14 protein-coding genes are annotated in these 16,197 nt (G+C 59.7%); 7 read left to right on the forward strand and 7 right to left on the reverse strand.

Going from position 1 to position 16,197, the window contains the following annotated elements; translation table 11 throughout:
• Nucleotides 1-294 precede the first annotated feature (294 nt).
• Nucleotides 295-633, reverse strand: a complete 339-nt coding sequence (locus HNQ72_RS28655) for a cupin domain-containing protein (RefSeq protein WP_183997821.1) — start codon at nt 631-633, stop codon at nt 295-297.
• A gap of 343 nt (nt 634-976) precedes the next feature.
• Between HNQ72_RS28655 and HNQ72_RS28660 the strand changes: the two genes are divergently transcribed.
• The 7 genes from HNQ72_RS28660 (at nt 977) to HNQ72_RS28690 (ending at nt 8,917) form a co-directional block, all read left to right on the forward strand.
• Nucleotides 977-2,074, forward strand: a complete 1,098-nt coding sequence (locus HNQ72_RS28660) for an ABC transporter ATP-binding protein (RefSeq protein ID WP_183997823.1) — start codon at nt 977-979, stop codon at nt 2,072-2,074.
• A 4-nt stretch (nt 2,075-2,078) separates the two neighbouring features.
• A complete protein-coding gene (locus tag HNQ72_RS28665) occupies nt 2,079-3,002 on the forward strand; it encodes an ABC transporter permease (RefSeq protein WP_183997826.1) in 924 nt (307 codons plus the stop codon).
• Nucleotides 2,995-3,804: an ABC transporter permease gene (locus HNQ72_RS28670; RefSeq protein WP_183997828.1), complete on the forward strand. Its 810-nt coding sequence runs from the start codon at nt 2,995-2,997 to the stop codon at nt 3,802-3,804. The genes HNQ72_RS28665 and HNQ72_RS28670 overlap by 8 nt, the downstream gene beginning before the upstream one ends.
• Nucleotides 3,805-3,821: 17 nt before the next feature.
• The gene (locus HNQ72_RS28675; protein WP_183997830.1) at nt 3,822-4,856 is read left to right on the forward strand and encodes an extracellular solute-binding protein; all 1,035 of its coding nucleotides are present in this window, start codon (nt 3,822-3,824) and stop codon (nt 4,854-4,856) included.
• Between the two features lie 58 nt (nt 4,857-4,914).
• A complete protein-coding gene (locus HNQ72_RS28680) occupies nt 4,915-6,093 on the forward strand; it encodes a serine hydrolase domain-containing protein (protein WP_183997832.1) in 1,179 nt (392 codons plus the stop codon).
• 9 nt (nt 6,094-6,102) lie between these two features.
• Nucleotides 6,103-7,782 (forward strand): amidohydrolase, encoded by a 1,680-nt coding sequence (locus HNQ72_RS28685; RefSeq protein WP_183997834.1) that lies wholly within the window; start codon nt 6,103-6,105, stop codon nt 7,780-7,782.
• A 115-nt stretch (nt 7,783-7,897) separates the two neighbouring features.
• The gene (locus HNQ72_RS28690) at nt 7,898-8,917 is read left to right on the forward strand and encodes an Ldh family oxidoreductase (protein ID WP_183997836.1); all 1,020 of its coding nucleotides are present in this window, start codon (nt 7,898-7,900) and stop codon (nt 8,915-8,917) included.
• Nucleotides 8,918-9,024: 107 nt separating this feature from the next.
• Here the strand turns inward: HNQ72_RS28690 and HNQ72_RS28695 are convergent, their stop codons facing one another.
• The 6 genes from HNQ72_RS28695 to HNQ72_RS31405 all read right to left on the reverse strand — a co-directional run bounded on the left by HNQ72_RS28695 (nt 9,025) and on the right by HNQ72_RS31405 (nt 16,164).
• On the reverse strand, nt 9,025-10,671 hold the full coding sequence (locus HNQ72_RS28695) for an ABC transporter ATP-binding protein (protein WP_183997838.1): 1,647 nt from the start codon (nt 10,669-10,671) through the stop codon (nt 9,025-9,027).
• Entirely contained in the window at nt 10,668-11,603 is a 936-nt protein-coding gene (locus HNQ72_RS28700; RefSeq protein ID WP_244654624.1) for an ABC transporter permease, read from the reverse strand. Before HNQ72_RS28700 ends, HNQ72_RS28695 begins: the two co-directional genes overlap by 4 nt.
• The gene (locus tag HNQ72_RS28705) at nt 11,603-12,610 is read right to left on the reverse strand and encodes an ABC transporter permease (RefSeq protein ID WP_183997841.1); all 1,008 of its coding nucleotides are present in this window, start codon (nt 12,608-12,610) and stop codon (nt 11,603-11,605) included. The genes HNQ72_RS28700 and HNQ72_RS28705 overlap by 1 nt, the downstream gene beginning before the upstream one ends.
• Before the next feature lie 98 nt (nt 12,611-12,708).
• A complete protein-coding gene (locus tag HNQ72_RS28710; protein ID WP_183997843.1) occupies nt 12,709-14,301 on the reverse strand; it encodes an ABC transporter substrate-binding protein in 1,593 nt (530 codons plus the stop codon).
• 50 nt (nt 14,302-14,351) lie between these two features.
• Complete coding sequence (locus HNQ72_RS28715) at nt 14,352-15,032, reverse strand: AroM family protein (protein ID WP_183997845.1); 681 nt, start codon at nt 15,030-15,032, stop codon at nt 14,352-14,354.
• Nucleotides 15,033-15,207: 175 nt separating this feature from the next.
• Nucleotides 15,208-16,164, reverse strand: coding sequence for an AroM family protein (locus HNQ72_RS31405; protein WP_244654625.1), 957 nt, complete (start codon nt 16,162-16,164; stop codon nt 15,208-15,210).
• Nucleotides 16,165-16,197 lie beyond the last annotated feature (33 nt).

Below are 16,197 nucleotides of genomic sequence, written 5' to 3' on the forward strand. Positions count from 1 at the left end.
GGCGAAGTCATGAAGTCCATTCTGCCTTTCTACAGCGCGCTCTTCCTCGCCATGGCATTGGTCACCTATGTGCCGATGTTCTCCATGTGGCTGCCACGCCTGCTGATGCACTAAAAGCAACAGCCCGCAGCTCGAAAATCCAGCGCCCGGCTTCCGCCGGGCGCTTTTCGTTTAATCTGGCCCCGACCAGGGTGCTCGTGAAGGCTCAGACACAACCGCAAAAACAAAAGCCGGCCGCAACGATGCGACCGGCTTTTATTGACTTCAACTTCAACCGCAACCGCGGCCGAGACACTACTTCAGAAATTCGGCACGATGCGGATTGAAAACGTCGATCAGACGACCGGCCTCCAGTGCCTTGACGCCATGGACCAAATCCGGCGGCACGATGAAGCTGCCGCCCTTGTTCAGCACTTCCGTCCGTCCATCGATCGTGACTTCGAAACTGCCCTCTGCGACATAGCTTGCCTGGATATGCGGATGAGAATGTTTCGAGCCGATCGCCCCTTTCTCGAACACAACCTCCACCATCATCATCTCCGGCAGATAGGTCATGATACGGCGCCTGACGCCGGGCTCCGGGTTTACCCAATCGGCGTTGTCCGCCGAAACAAAAAAATCGCTCGCTGCCATTATTGTCCTCACCTGAAAATGCACTTTTGCCTTGTGATAATACATGTCGCAGAGCCTACAACAACCGCTGCCCTGACTAGAAATGACGAAACACAAGCCATTGTTTTAATATGGCTATATCCATTGCCATCGACCTATCGCTCGCGTTTTCCAAAACATCTCCCGCAGACCTATCTCATTTCTGCATCACAGAAAGATCGGCCGATTTCAAACTCGTGTCCGGCGGCTGGCATGTGGTTTGCTTGATTATTTCCCTAGTGTCGCAAACGCGGCTTGCCCGCGACAATTTGACATGAAATGCTGTCTGGAGTTGCAATGACGAGCAACGAAATGTGAGGCGTGCTTGAGAAAACAGCAGGAACTTGCAATCGAAGTCAGGGGCGTCGGCCGTGTCTATGGCGATGGCGCCGGACAGGTCACCGCCCTCAGCAACATCTTCCTGAATATAAGGCAAAACGAGTTCTTCACGCTTCTGGGTCCTTCCGGCTGCGGCAAGACCACGCTTCTGAGGCTGATTGCCGGTTTCGACTTCCCGACGGATGGCGAAATCCTGCTTTACGGCGAGGACATAGCGCCGCTGCCGCCCTTCAAGCGCCCGGTCAACACGGTCTTCCAGAATTACGCGCTCTTCCCGCATATGACGGTTGCCCAGAATATCGGCTTCGGGCTCGAAATGCTGGGTCGGCCAAAGACGGAAATTGCCACCCGCGTCGAAGAAATGCTGGCACTGGTTCACATGGAAGCAATGCGCAACCGCAAGGTCATGCAGATCTCCGGCGGCCAGCAGCAGCGCGTGGCGCTTGCCCGCGCACTCGCCCCCAAACCGAAGGTCCTGCTTCTCGACGAGCCATTGTCGGCACTCGACTACAAGCTGCGCAAGGAAATGCAGGTCGAGCTGAAGCGGGTGCAGGCAGAAACCGGCATCACCTTCATCTTTGTCACTCATGACCAAGAGGAGGCGCTCGCCATGTCCGATCGGATTGCCGTCATGTCTCATGGCGAAGTCCGGCAGGTCGGGGCGCCCTGGGAAATCTATGATCGCCCGGCAGAACGTTTCGTCGCCGACTTCATCGGCGAAACCAACTTCCTCGCCGCCGACGTCATCTCCGTCGATGGTCCCAGGATCAGGGTCCGCCTGTCCAATGGCAGCCTGCTGGACGCCACCTACCCCGTGGATCTCATGCCGGAAGGTAAGGTGACGATCGTCATCCGGCCCGAACATGCGCAGCTCGCCACGCCCTCCAGCACGGCGATGCTCACCGGCCAGATCGAGGACCTCACCTATCTCGGCACAGACACCCATATCCGGGTCAGGCTGCCCGACACATCCCTCTTCACCATAAGACAGCAGAACAATCGGGTCGGGCCGATCGGCTTTTCCGCCGGTGATGCGGTGTCACTCAACATCAGCGAAGGCGCAGCACAGATCCTGAAGGATTGAGACAATGACCGAGCGGACGAGACAGGCCGCTTCGGCGGCACAGAAGAAAGAGATTACCAATCGCTGGCTCCTCAGTGCGCCGGCCCTTGTCCTCATTGCCGTCGCCTCAGTCGGCCCCTTGCTCATCGTGCTGCTCTACTCGGTACTGGCGCCCGGCTCCTATGGCGATGTCAAATGGGAGCTTTCCGGCCAGGGCTGGTTCAACGTCTTCCTCTCGCGCGACATATTCGACGACACGATCTCGCTGGCGGATGCCCATGTGACGATCCTCTGGCGCAGCGCAAAGCTCGCCGTCATCACCACCGTTCTATGCCTGATCGTCGGCTTCCCGACCGCCTATTTCATCGCCAGCCGCGCGCCGCATAACCGGTCGATCTGGCTGTTTTTGATCACCATCCCCTTCTGGACCAACATGCTGATCCGCGGTTTTGCGATCCAGGAGATGATCCGCAACGAAGGTCTGGCCAATACCATCCTGATGAAGCTCGGCATCATCTCGGCACCGATCCAGATGCTCTACACCGATTTCGCCATCCTGCTCGGCATGGTTTATGTACATCTGCCGCTGATGGTGCTGCCGCTTTATGCGAGCCTCGAAAAGCTCGATTTCCGCCTCGTCGAGGCCGGTTACGATCTCTATGCGACGCGGCTGAAAGTCCTGTGGCGGATCATCATTCCGCTGGTCAAGCCCGGCATCATTGCCGGATCCATCCTCGTCTTCATTCCGGCTCTGTCATCCTATGTCATCCCGCGCATTCTCGGCGGCGGCAAGAACCTGATGGTCGGCAATCTGATCGAGCTGCAGTTCGGCCAGGGCCGCAACTGGCCGCTTGGCGCAGCACTCTCCATCACCCTCGTCATCATCGTGCTCTTTGCCATGCTCTATTACGTCAAAAATGCCGGAAAGACCGGAGGCGGCCATGCGTAAACGCTTCGACATCCGCGTCCAGCCGGGTTTCGCGACGATCGCGATGTTCTGTTTTTTCCTGCTCTACGTGCCGATCTTCACGCTGGTCGTCTACGCCTTCAATTCCGGCATCTCGATTGCTCGCTGGGAAGGTTTTTCGTTCCGTTGGTTCGTCGCCGCCTGGAACAACAACCTCGTCATCGAGGCGGCCATCCGTTCCGTCCAGATCGCTGCAATCGCCGCCGTCATCGCCACCGCCGTTGCCACGCTTGCGGCCATCGCAACGACACGCACGGCCGGTTATCGCGGCCTGACCTTCAAATATTCCTTCATCAACATGCCGCTAATGGTGCCGGAGATCGTCACCGCCGTGGCACTGCTCATCCTCTTCTCACGCATAAAGGTCTGGACCGGTTATTCCGGCCTCGGTTACCTCATCCTGGCGCACACGGCCTTCTGCATTCCCTTTGCCTATCTGCCGATCCGGGCGCGGCTGGAGAATATGGATCTGGCGCTGGAACGCGCCGCAGCCGACCTTTACGCCACCCCGTTCAAGGTGTTCCGCTACATCACCCTGCCGCTTCTCTGGCCCGGCATTCTCGCCGGCATGATGCTCTCCTTCGTCATCTCGCTGGATGACATCGTCATCACCGAATTCGTCAAGTCCGCCGGACAGGAGACGCTTCCGACCTACATGCTCGGCCAGCTGCGCCGCGCCATCACGCCCGAGATGAACGCCATTTCGACGGTTTTTCTGCTGCTGTCGCTGGCGATCGTGACGATCTTCTTCTTCCTCAGCAGATCCAACGAAAAATCCGATTGAAAACAGGAGTGGGAACAATGACGCATGCCTTGAAACTTGCTGCCGGTCTGGCGGTCCTCTTTGCCTCCACCACGCTTGCCCATGCCGAAGGCGAGCTGAACATCTTCAATTGGGGCAATTACACAAATCCGGAACTGATCAAGAAATTCGAGGAGACCTACAAGGTCAAGGTGACGTTGACCGACTACGACAGCAACGACACCGCGCTCGCGAAAATCCGCCAGGGCGGCCATGGCTTCGATATCGTCGTTCCCTCCGCCAGCGCCATGCCGGTCTTCATCAAGGAAGGGCTGCTGATGGAATCGCGCCCCGACCAGATGGAGAACTTCAAGAACATGGACCCGCAATGGGTGGATGTCGCCTATGATCCTGGCCGCCACTATTCCGTTCCGTGGCAATGGGGCACGACCGGCGTGACGGTCGACAAGTCCATCTATTCCGGTGATCCGAACACCGCGGCGATCTTCCTCGATCCACCGCCGGAACTGGTCGGCAAGGTCAATGTCGTTCCGGAAATGTCGGACGTCATGCACATGGTCGTCACCTATGCCGGCGGCGAGCCCTGCACGGGCGACCTGACGATCCTGAAGAAAGCTCGCGACATCCTCGTCGCCGCCAAGCCGAAATGGATCTCGATGGATTACGGCACGGTGGAAAAGTACACCAAGGGCGATCTTGCAGCCAGCGTAGACTGGAACGGCGCCGCCTTCCGCGGAAGGCTTGCCAACAAAAACATCGTCTATGGCTACCCGAAGGAAGGTTATCCCGTCTGGATGGACAATGCCGCCATCCTTGCCGATGCCAAGAATGTCGAGAACGCAAAGCTCTTCATCAATTTCATCATGGTACCGGAAAATGCCGCCCTGATCTCCGCCTTTGCACGCTATTCGAACGGCATCAAGGGCTCCGAGGCCTTCATGCCTGAGGACATGAAGACGGCGCCGGAGGTGAACATTCCGGAAGCCTCCAAGGCCGCAGGCAAGTTCAATCTCGCTTGCGCGCCGGAAGTGCAGGAACTCTACACCAAGATCTGGACCGAGTTGCAGAAGTAAGCCGAGCAAGGGAGGCCGGCAGCGTAGGCAGGTCCTGCGCTGCCGCTACGGTAAAGACATGGATAACATGACAGACATGACCACCGTTAACCGGGCATCGGTGACGCTTGCCAACTGGCGCGAAACGCCTTTCAGCCGCTGGAGTTTCCAGAATGTCCGCGAACTGGTGCCGACATCCGAAATCTCCTGCGGCGCTGAGCGGCCGGAAGAGGCGCTGCCCTCACGAGAATTCCTCGCCCAAGAAATTGCAACAGGTCTGGATGGCATCTCGACCATCGACGCTTTCCTGAAATACGCCCACACAGATGCCTTCCTGCTGATGAAGCACGGAAAAATCGTCGGCGAATATTATGCGCCGCATGCCGATGTGAACGCCAAACACCTCGTCTTCTCGATCAGCAAGTCGCTCACCGCCATCCTATCCGGCATGCTTGAGGAAGAGGGGCTGATCGACCCCGAAAAACCTGTTCTCGCCTATCTGCCGGAAGCCAAGGGCAGCGCCTATGAGGATTGCCGTTACCGCGATGTGCTCGACATGCGCGTAAGTCTCGATTTCGAGGAAACATATCTCGACAGGAACGGCCCCTTTGCCCGCTATCGCCGCGCCATGTTGTGGAACCCTGTCGAACCCGGCTTCGAGGTCGAGACACTCGCCTCCTTCCTGATGACGCTGAGAAAGGCTGACCGACCGCATGGCGGCGGACATTCCTATCTATCGCCGAATGCCGATCTTCTGGGTGTCGTCATCGAACGCGTCACGGGCCGACGTTACGGCGAACTGTTGTCGGAACGTCTCTGGAAACCGATGGGCGCCCGCAACCACGCCTATGTCACCGTCGACAGCATCGGCACGGCACGCACGGCAGGTGGCGTCTGCCTCACCGCTCGCGATCTCGCCCGCGTCGGCGAGTTGATCCGCACTGGTGGTGCCGCCGATGGCAAACAGATCATCCCGAAAAGCTGGATTTCCGACATGCTGACGAATGGCGACCCGGAAGCCTGGAAGGCAGCAAACAGCACCACCATGCCGAATGGCCGTTACCGCAGCCAGTGGTACCAGACCGGCGAGCCGGACGGCGCCTATTGCGCCATCGGCATCCATGGCCAGTGGCTTTATGTCGATCCTGAAAACGAAGCGGTCATCGTCAAGCTGTCGTCCCAGTCCAATCCGCTCGACGACGAGCTGAAACAAGACAATCTCGCCTTCTTCCGAACCCTCTGCCGCCTGGCACCTTGAGGATACAAGATGCAGACTTTCGCCGACATCATCATCCTCAATGCCCGCGTCCTCACCATGGACGAGACGGTACCGAAAGCCGAAGCCGTCGCAATCTCCGGCAACAAGCTCGTTGCAGTCGGCGCTTCATCCGAGATCAAGGCTCTCAAGGGTCCCGCAACGCGCGTGATTGATGCGGCGGGCAGCACGGTCCTGCCTGGCTTCAACGAAGCCCATATGCACATCTTCATGGGCTCGGTCGGCCTGCGTCAGCTCTCGCTCTACAAGGTGAAGGGCTTCGACGAGCTGAAGGCCAAAGTGGAGGACTATGCGGCCAGAAACCCGAATTTAAAGCTGCTTCTCGCCCGCTCCGCCGATTACACGATCCTGTCGGAGGCCGAACGCACCACTCGTCACGATCTCGACCGCGTCATCTCCGACCGGCCATTCGCCATGATCGCCCCGGACCACCACACCGCGTGGGCCAATACCAAAGCGCTGGAAATCGCGGGGCTCCTGCACGGCAAGCAGGTTGGTGTCGGCAACGAAGTCGTCATGGGCGAAGATGGCCTTGCCTCCGGCGAGCTGCGCGAGGCCGATGCGATGCAGCCGGTCTTCGATCTGAGCGAAACCGGCGGTCGCGAGGGGCTGGGCATCGGCACCGGCGGCGAACCGGAGAGCGTCACACCTGATGAACGTGCCATCGACCTCGACATCATCCGCGATGGCCTCGCCTATTGCGCATCGCTGGGCATAACCTCGATCCAGAACATGGACGGCAATCTCTACCAGCTGGAAATTCTCGAGGAGATCGAGAAGACCACAGGTCTGCCGGCTCGAGTGCGTATGCCCTATCATATGAAGAATTTCATGCCGCTTTCCGACCTTGCGGAAAAAGCCGCCCTCTGGCGCGACCGCTTCAACTCGGACCGGCTGCGCTGCGATTTCGTGAAAATGTTCATCGATGGCGTGACCGAAGGCGAAAGCGCCGTTTTCCTCGATGACTACGCCCATCGCCCCGGCTGGAAGGGCGATCCGCTGTTTTCCCAGCAGCATCTCAACGAAATCGTCACGGAAGCAGACCGGCTGAAACTCCCGGTCGCTGTCCACGCGATCGGCGACGGTGCGGTGCGCATGGTGCTCGATGCCTATGAGACGGCAGCGGAGACAAACGGCAAGCGCGATGCCCGCAACCGCATCGAACATATCGAAGTGATCCACCAGGACGACGTACCGCGATTTAAAAAGCTCGGTGTCATCGCCTCCATGCAGCCGACGCACCCACCCGGAAATGCCGGCCTGCCGCTCGAACCCTACCTCTCCTTCATCGGCCGCGACCGCTGGCCGCTCGCCTTTGCTTGGCGCACGCTCGCCGACGCCGGGGCGGAGATCATCTTCGCCACCGACTGGCCGGTCTCACCACTCGATCCGATGGGTTGCATTCACGATGCAATGACAAGGCAGCTTTGGGCGGACGATATGCCGGACCAGAGGCTGACGCTTGCCGAAACGCTGGCCGCCTACACCAGTACCGGCGCCCATGTGGAGTTCATGGAAGACCGCAAGGGGGTTCTGCAACCGGGCTATCTGGCAGATATCGTGGTTCTTTCGGGCGATGTCGAAACCACGGCATCGGAGGATCTGGCCTCGGTCAGACCCGTGATCACCATCTGCGACGGCAAGGTTACCTACGAAAAGACACCCGGCTGAGCCCACCGCAAACTCGCCGCGAAATCTGCTGCAAAGCCGGTTGAACACAGCCTCTTTGTTTGTATCTTCGTGCGGCCGCAAATCAGCGCCTTACCGGCGACGCAAGGAGAATGACATGACCAAAGCCACCGACATCCATCTCTCCCATGCCGACCTCGTGGCGCTGCTGCAGAAGATCTTCGCCAAGAATGGCGTGTCCGAAAACAACGCGAAAATTCTGGCGGAAAACTGCGCGTCCTGCGAACGCGACGGCTCGCTCAGCCACGGCATCTTCCGCATGGCCGGTTACGTCTCGTCGCTGAACAGCGGCTGGGTCGATGGCAAGGCAGTACCGGAAGTCGAGGATGTCGGGCCGGCCTTCGTCCGCGTCGATGCAAAGGGCGGCTTCACGCAGCCGGCCATGCTTGCCGCCCGCCCGCTGCTGATCGAAAAGGTGAAGCAGAACGGCGTCGCCGTTCTCGCCATCCGTCGCTCGCATCATTTCAGCGCGCTCTGGCCGGATGTCGAACCCTTTGCCGACGAGGGATTTGTGGCCTTGAGCGTCGTCAACAGCATGGCCTGCGTCGTGCCGCATGGCGGCAAGAAGGCAGTCTTCGGCACCAATCCTGTTGCCTTCGCATCACCGCGCGCAGGCGCTGCCCCCTTCGTCTTCGATCAGGCCTCGAGCGCCATTGCCCATGGCGACGTGCAGATCGCCGCCCGCGCCGGCCATGACCTGAAACCCGGCATGGGTGTCGACCGCGACGGCCAGCCGACCAATGATCCCAAGGCCATTCTCGACGGTGGCGCGCTCCTGCCCTTCGGCGGCCACAAGGGCAATTCCATCGCCCTGATGGTCGAGATACTCAGTGCCGCACTCACCGGCGGTTATTTTTCCGGCGAGTTCGACTGGAGCGGTCACAAGGGCGCACAGACGCCGTTCACCGGCCAGTTCTTCATCGTCATCGATCCCGCCCGCGGCGGCAACGACGTCTTTGCCGAACGTGTCGCGGGCATTTGCGATCTCGTGCTGGAGGCGGGCCAGGAACGCCTGCCCGGCGACCGCCGCCATGTGACCCGCGCCAAGGCGGAAAAGGACGGTATTCCGCTATCAACCGAAAACTACGAAAAGCTGAAGGCCCTGGCCAACGCCTGAACCGGGACGCACCGTCTATTTTCAAGCGCCGGCGGTGCATCCGCCGCGCAGAAACGATGAAACCCTGCACACGCGCGGCGCAGGGTTTCGAATAATTGCGGCTCGGCTTACACCTGAAGATTGGCGGCCTGAGACGTCTTCCGGCCGCTTTCGATCAAAGCCTTGGTATATTCCTCGCGTGGCGACAGGAAAATCTGCTCGGTATCGCCCTGTTCGACGATCTCGCCGCGCTTCATCACGATCGTATGGTCGCAGATCTGCCGGATGACGGCGAGATTGTGCGATATGAACACATAGGTGAGGTTCAGCTCGGAGCGCAGTTCCTGCAGGAAATCGAGCACCTGCGCCTGCACCGAGATGTCGAGCGCCGAAGTCGGCTCGTCGAGGATCAGGAGACGCGGGTTGAGCGCGATCGCACGGGCAATACAGACACGCTGCTTCTGGCCGCCGGAAAGCTCGTGCGGGTAGCGATACTTGAACATTTTCGGCAGTTGCACGATGTCGAGCAGCGCTTCCGCCCGTGCCTCGATATCCCGCCGGCTCATGTTCGTCTGGATCCGTAGCGGCTCGCCGATCGCGTCGCCGATCGTGTGGCGACCGTTGAGCGCCGAATGCGGGTTCTGGAAGACGAACTGCATGTGCCGGCGCATCTGCCTGAGCGGCTCGCCCGAAAGGCCGGAGATATTCTGCCCGTCGAAGATGATGTCGCCCGAAGTCGGCTCGATCAGCCGCATCAGCATACGCGCGAGTGTCGACTTGCCCGATCCGCTTTCGCCGACCACGCCAAAGATCTCACCGGTCTTCACGGCAAGGCTGATCGAGTTGACCGCCGTGAAATCGGTGCCGGACTGGCTGCGATAGACCTTCTTCAGATCGATGGCTTCAAGAAGATTGCTGCGCTTGGCGGGCTTTGCGTCCGCAGCCTGAGCTGCAACCCGCTCAGGCTCGACATCGATATCCGGCACGGCGGCCAGAAGGCGCTGCGTATATTCGTGCTGCGGACGGTTGAGGATGTCCTGCGTCATCCCCTGCTCGACGATCTCGCCCTTGTACATGACGGCACAGCGCTTCGCGACGGTGGCGATCGCGCCGATGTCGTGGCTGATCATGATGACGGTAAGGTTGAGCTTTTCGACAAGCGAGTTGATGAGGTCCAGCACCTGCGCCTGAACCGTGACGTCGAGCGCCGTCGTCGGCTCGTCCGCGATCAGGATATCCGGCTTGCCGGCCAGCGCCATGGCGATCAGGATGCGCTGGCGCATGCCGCCGGAAAGCTGGTGCGGGTATTGCGAAAACAGCATGGACGGGTTCGGCAGGCCGACCTGATCGAGCAGCTCCTCGGTGCGGGCACGACGCGCCGCCCTGGAAGAAACGCCTGCACCGGCTGCCTTCTCATGCGCCGCGATGACATCGGAAATCTGCCGCCCGATCGTGAAGAGCGGGTTCAGATAGGTCATCGGATCCTGGAAGATCATCGAGATGCGGATACCGCGGATCTTCGTCCAGTCCTTCTCCGGCAGGTTGGTAATGTCCTGCCCGCCAAACGAGATCGAGCCTTCGACGACCTTCGAATTGCGCGGGCCGATGCCGAGCACCGAGCGCACCAGCACCGTCTTGCCCGAGCCGCTCTCGCCGACGATACCGAGCGTGTCGCCGCGGTTGACGGAAAGGTTTATGCCCTTCAGCACATGCACCGGGCCGTCGAACGTGCCGATATCGAGCCGATAGTTCTTGATGTCGAGCAGAGCTGTCATCGGTCGCGGCTCCTTGGATCGAGAATGTCACGCAGGCCATCGCCCAGAAGATTGAAGCCGAGCACGGTGAGGAAGATCGCAGCACCGGGGAAGAGCGAATACCACCACCAGTCGGGCATGTAGGTGCGGGCGACCGAGATCATCGAACCCCATTCCGGCGACGGCGGCTGTGCGCCGAGACCGATGAAGCCGAGGCTGGCGGCCGACAGGATCGCCATGCCCATATCCATGCTCATCTTGACGATGATCGGCGACATGCAGTTCGGCAGGATATGATGCCAGAGGATCCAGGGCGTCTTTGCGCCGATCGAACGGGCGGATTCGATGAAAAGCTCTTCCTTGATCGACAGCGTTTTTGCCTCGACCAGACGCACGTAACCGGGCCACCAGACGATAGCGAGCGCCAGCACGCAATTGGTGATGCCGGGGCCAAGCGCCGCAACGATTGCAAGCGCCAGCGCCAGACCGGGAACGGCGAGGAAAAGTTCAGTGACGCGCATGATCACCGCACGAACCCAGCCACCACGATAACCGGCAATGATGCCGAGCGTGATGCCGACGATCGCCGCAATGCCGGTGATGACGACGCCGATCCAGAGCGACGTGCGGGCACCGATGATGACGCGCGAAAAGATATCCGCGCCCATTTCATCCGTACCGAACCAGTAGGTGCTGCTTGGCGGCTGCAGCTTGGCCGACATGTTGATCGCACCGCTTGCTGCTTCCGGATAGGGCACGATCAGCGGACCGATGGCGGCAAGCAGCAGAAACAGCACGACGAGCGAGAGGCCCAGCATGGACGAAAAGCTCTTGCGGAACATGTGCGCATAGAGCCGCCACTGGCGAATCTGGCTCGCATGGCGCTCGCGGAACGTGAGCGGGCGTGTGTCTTCCACGGAGGTATCGATAGGTGTCATGGGATGAGCCGTCATCACGCTTTCCTGAGACGCGGGTCGATCCAGGCATAGGCCAGATCGACGAGGGTGTTGGCGACGATAAAGAAGAAACCGATCATCAGCGTCACGCCGACAACAGGCTTGAAGTCGGAAGAGAGCGCGGACGAGACCGCATAGAGCCCGATACCCGGCCAGTCGAAGACGGTTTCCACTAGAACGGTCGAGCCGAGCATCCAGCCGAAACGCAGGCCGATCATCGCAAGCGTCGGCAACATGGCATTCTTCAGAGCGTAGAGCGCGACGATGCGGAAGGACGAGATGCCGTGGGCGCGGGCGGCCACGATATAATCCGACTGCAGCACTTCGATCATCTCGGCGCGGTTGACGCGCAGGATCGAGGCAAGACAGGGGAAGGAGAGCACGATCGCCGGCAGGATGATATGCTGCAGCGAAACCCAGAAGGTCGAGAAATTACCGGCAATCAGGCTGTCTACCAGAAGCAGGCCGGTCACAAATTCCGGCGGACGGGTGACGAGCGGCAGGCGCCCCGAAACCGGCAGCCATTCCAGATCGACGGAAAACATCAGCTGCAGCAGGATACCGAACCAGAAGGCCGGGATAGCCACACCGGAAATCGAAAAGATGCGTGTCACCTGGTCGAGCGGCCCGTCCTTGTAAACGGCCGACAGCATGCCGAGCGGAACGCCGATGACGATGCCGAGGAACATCGCGACGAAGACGAGTTCCAGTGTCGCGGGCGCATAACGCATGACTTCTTCCAGCACCGGGCGTGTGGTGACGATCGAAGTGCCGAGATCACCGCGGACGAGTTCGCCCATATAGACGATGAACTGTTCCGGCAGCGACTTGTCGAGACCATATTCGGTTCTGATCGTAGCGACCATGTCCTCGGTCGCATTGGGACCGGCCACGAGACGGGCCGGATCGCCGGGCGCGACATTGGTGATGAGAAATGTCAGCGCCGCAATGCCGATCATCGTGCCGACCAGCGTCAGCAATTTGCGGAAGGCGAATGTCAGCATCGTCTTCTCCGTTTGTTATGATTTGCGCATGGCCCGCGGTTGGGGAAAGCGGACCATGCGCACCATTCTGGCTTGAGTGAGGGGACTTCAGCCAGTGTTTATTCAGCCTTCACCCACAGCGGGTAGATGTCGACTTCGCCGGTGAACCGGACCGGGCTGAACTGGAAGCCCTGTAGGTAGTCACGGCGGGCCCAGCGGCGGTTCTGCAGCATGCCGAACACTTCCGGCTGGTCTGCAACGATCTGGGTCTGGATGTCGGCATAGAGCTTGGCGCGCTCATCCCAGTTCGACGAGGAACGGGCCTTGTCGATCATCTCGGTGACCTTCGGATTGTCGTAGAACATCATCGCGAAATACTGGCCCCAGCTGTTCTTGTGATACTGGTAGGCGACAGCGTCCGGATCGGTCGAAACCGGGGTCGTGTAGACCGAAGTCATCGACGGCGAAGTCTCGACCTTGGAACCGTTGGCGACCATGTTCGGCCACTGTTCCGGCTTGATCTCGACATTGATGTTGAGCGGCTTCAAGCTGTCGAGCAGCACGAGGCCGATGCGACGGGCTTCTTCAAGACCGGCAACGTGAACGTAAGGCAGGGTGATGCCGCCGTTCGGATAACCGGACTTCGCCAGATATTCCTTGGCCTTGGCAAGATCCTGACGCGGAATGCCGGGCACGTCGATATGGCCCTTCATCGCATCCGGGATCGGGCTCGTTTCGAGAGACGCAGCACCGTTATAGACCTGGATCAGCGCATCATAGTCCATCGCATAGGCGATCGCCTTGCGCAGGTTGATGTCGGCGGTCGGTCCCTGCTGCGTGTTGAACTTGATGCCGAAAGTCGTCATGCCCTTGTGGTCTTCGATGGCGATGCCCTTTGCACGCGCGATCTGGACGTAATCGTCCGGCGTCAGGCCTTCGACGATATCGGCTTCGCCGCGCTGGAGAGCAGCCTTCTGGGCGGCGGGCTCGCGGATGATCTTGTAGATCACGCCGGCCGGACGGTTTGCATCGCCCTGCGGCCAGCCCTTCCAGTAATCGGCAACGGCTTCGGCTTCATAAAGAACGTTCGGTTCCCAGCGGCCGAGCTTGAACGGGCCGGAACCGGCTTCGTTGTCGGTCAGCCACTTCTGGCCATAGTCGCCGTCAACTTCATGGGCCTTAACCTGGGCCGGGTTGACGATGTACCACCAGGGCAGGAAGGAGAGGAATGGCGTGTAGGGAGCCTTCAGCTCGAACTTGACGGTATAATCGTCAACGACGCTGATGCCTTCCGGCGCCAGAAAATCCTTGAGCATCCAGGCGACGCCCTTGTTGAGCTTCAGGCCGCGCTCGAAGGAATAACGGATGGCTTCGGCATTCACCGGGTCGCCATTGTGGAATTTTGCGTTCTTGACCAGATGGAAGGTCCAGGTCTTGCCGTCTTCGCTGGTTTCCCATTTTTCAGCGAGCCACGGCTTGATGACAGCCGGATCGCCTTCGTACTTGACGAGACCATCATAGACGGCCTGCTGCATCATGCGGGTCGACCAGTCGTAGCGGATATGCGGATCGAGAACCGGGATCGCCTGACGACCGCCGAACACGATGACATTGCCCTTGTCGGTGCGCTCGAAAGCGCCGGCAGGGGTGGCAAGAACCGACGAGGCGAGAAGCCCCGCGATTGCGATATTCCTGATGATTTTGCCGAACATGTAGTTCCCTCTCTTATTAAACGGCTTCCCGATCAGACTGTATGCAAGTTCTAAAGCATTTGACGCACGACACCCGCCACCAACCGGCGCGACAGAAGCACCGGCGCATCGATGGATTTGCGCACTGCCTCATGCATCTCGGCCGAATAGCCCATGCAATGCATGACGATGAGATCGCAGCCTTCCAGCAGCTTCGCCCGCTCGCCCATCTCGTCACCGGCATAAGGCGACGCGGAAACGAGGCTCGGATTGCCCGGCAGCACATGGCGCTCTTCGAAATCCTGGATCTGCCGTTCGAGCGGCACGATAACGCCGAGCTTGCGGGCCGATGCGGCAAGCGCCTCGACAGTGGAATCGACGATCCGCTGTGCCTCGACCACGAGCGTGTTGTTCAACGGCTCGATCTTCGTGCCGGTGCAGAGCAGGACGATCAGATCGAAACCTTCGCCATCGATCTTCTGCAGGAGAACGTTCAGCTTCTCTTCCGTCAGAGCCTTGGAGGAGACGATCTCCTCCCCGCTTGCAAGACGGGTCGCGAAGGAATGTTCACCATCTCTGGCGCGCATTGCATCGAGTTCCGCCGGGCTCATGCCGTCCAGCACACCGAACTCCTGATGCACGATACGGCCTTCCGGCAGACCGACGGTAATCTCGGCCATCATCTCAGGTACGAGGTCGACGCGGGGCGTCTGACCAATAGTCACGAAGGCAATCTTGGATGTGGAAGGCATGCTCTCGTTCATTCCCTGCTTTATCTTGTTGGCAGGGAGCCTAGCGCTCGAATACGCGACTTCACTATAGGGTAATGCCCCTAGTGGGTAACAATTCAGAAAGATCTTTTACGATCATTTTTTAGGCAAATCGTGTTTTTCACGCAACTTTCTTACGCAAATCCGATTATTTTTGTTATGGATGGCCCGCAGCGACGACCATGCGGATAAGTGCGTTCGAGGACGTCACTTCCATTTTCGCCATCACATTGGAGCGGTGGATCTCTACCGTTTTCGGGCTGATCCCGAGCTGGCGCGCGATCGCCTTATTCGACAGACCTTCCGCCACCAGCGAAAGCACCTGTCGCTCGCGCGGCGTTAGACGTTGCAATTTCTCCGAAAATTCCGCCGGCACGCCGGGCAAGGCGACCGGATGCGTGCCGTGCAGAAGCAAGCGAATGGCGCTGACGACGATGCGTCGGGCCAGCACCACCGGCTTGCCGCTTGCCTTGGCAACCGTCTGCCTGTCTGCCTCGGTAAAACTCACCGAATTCAGCACGATGATCTCCGCATCGGCGAGATCGAGCAGCGCCCCTGCCAGCAACCGCTTGTCGCCATCCGCGGCGTAACTGGCGGTGATCTTGTAAGGCGAAAGCGCCGGGATATCGAGTTCGTCGATCTGCTGTTCGAGCGGCTGGATCAGCCCCACCGCAGACCCATGCGCGGCAAGCGAAATCACCGTCGATTCCATGGCGCGCTGGGCATTCACGGTCGGGCATGTGCTTTCAAAATCCCGAAAGAGCCCGGTCGACAGGATGACCACCAGATCGAATTCATTCGGCTGAAAAGCGGCGGCGATCTTCGCCATGCGCTCCGCGATCCGTGGCTTGGAGACGACGACATTGCTTCCATCGGCCAGCCGGGTGACGATGCTCGTCTCGCCGGGCCGCACCTTGAGATCGTTGATCTCGGCCGCCGAAAGCCCGTCCAGAGCGCCGATTTCCAGCGCCTCGATCGGCAGGTCCAGGTTCTCCAGCATGTCGTCGATAATGTCGGCGCGCGGCGATTGGCCGACGCTCAAAAACATCACGCGATGGGGCGGTTCCGCTGCTTCCGCGATGGTCGAAGACGGAGTTTGAGGATGCTTCGTCACGGGCAGTGAATCGGTCCTTCTGATCGTATCGCT

Source organism: Aliirhizobium wenxiniae, assembly GCF_014201355.1.
Lineage (GTDB): Bacteria > Pseudomonadota > Alphaproteobacteria > Rhizobiales > Rhizobiaceae > Neorhizobium > Neorhizobium wenxiniae.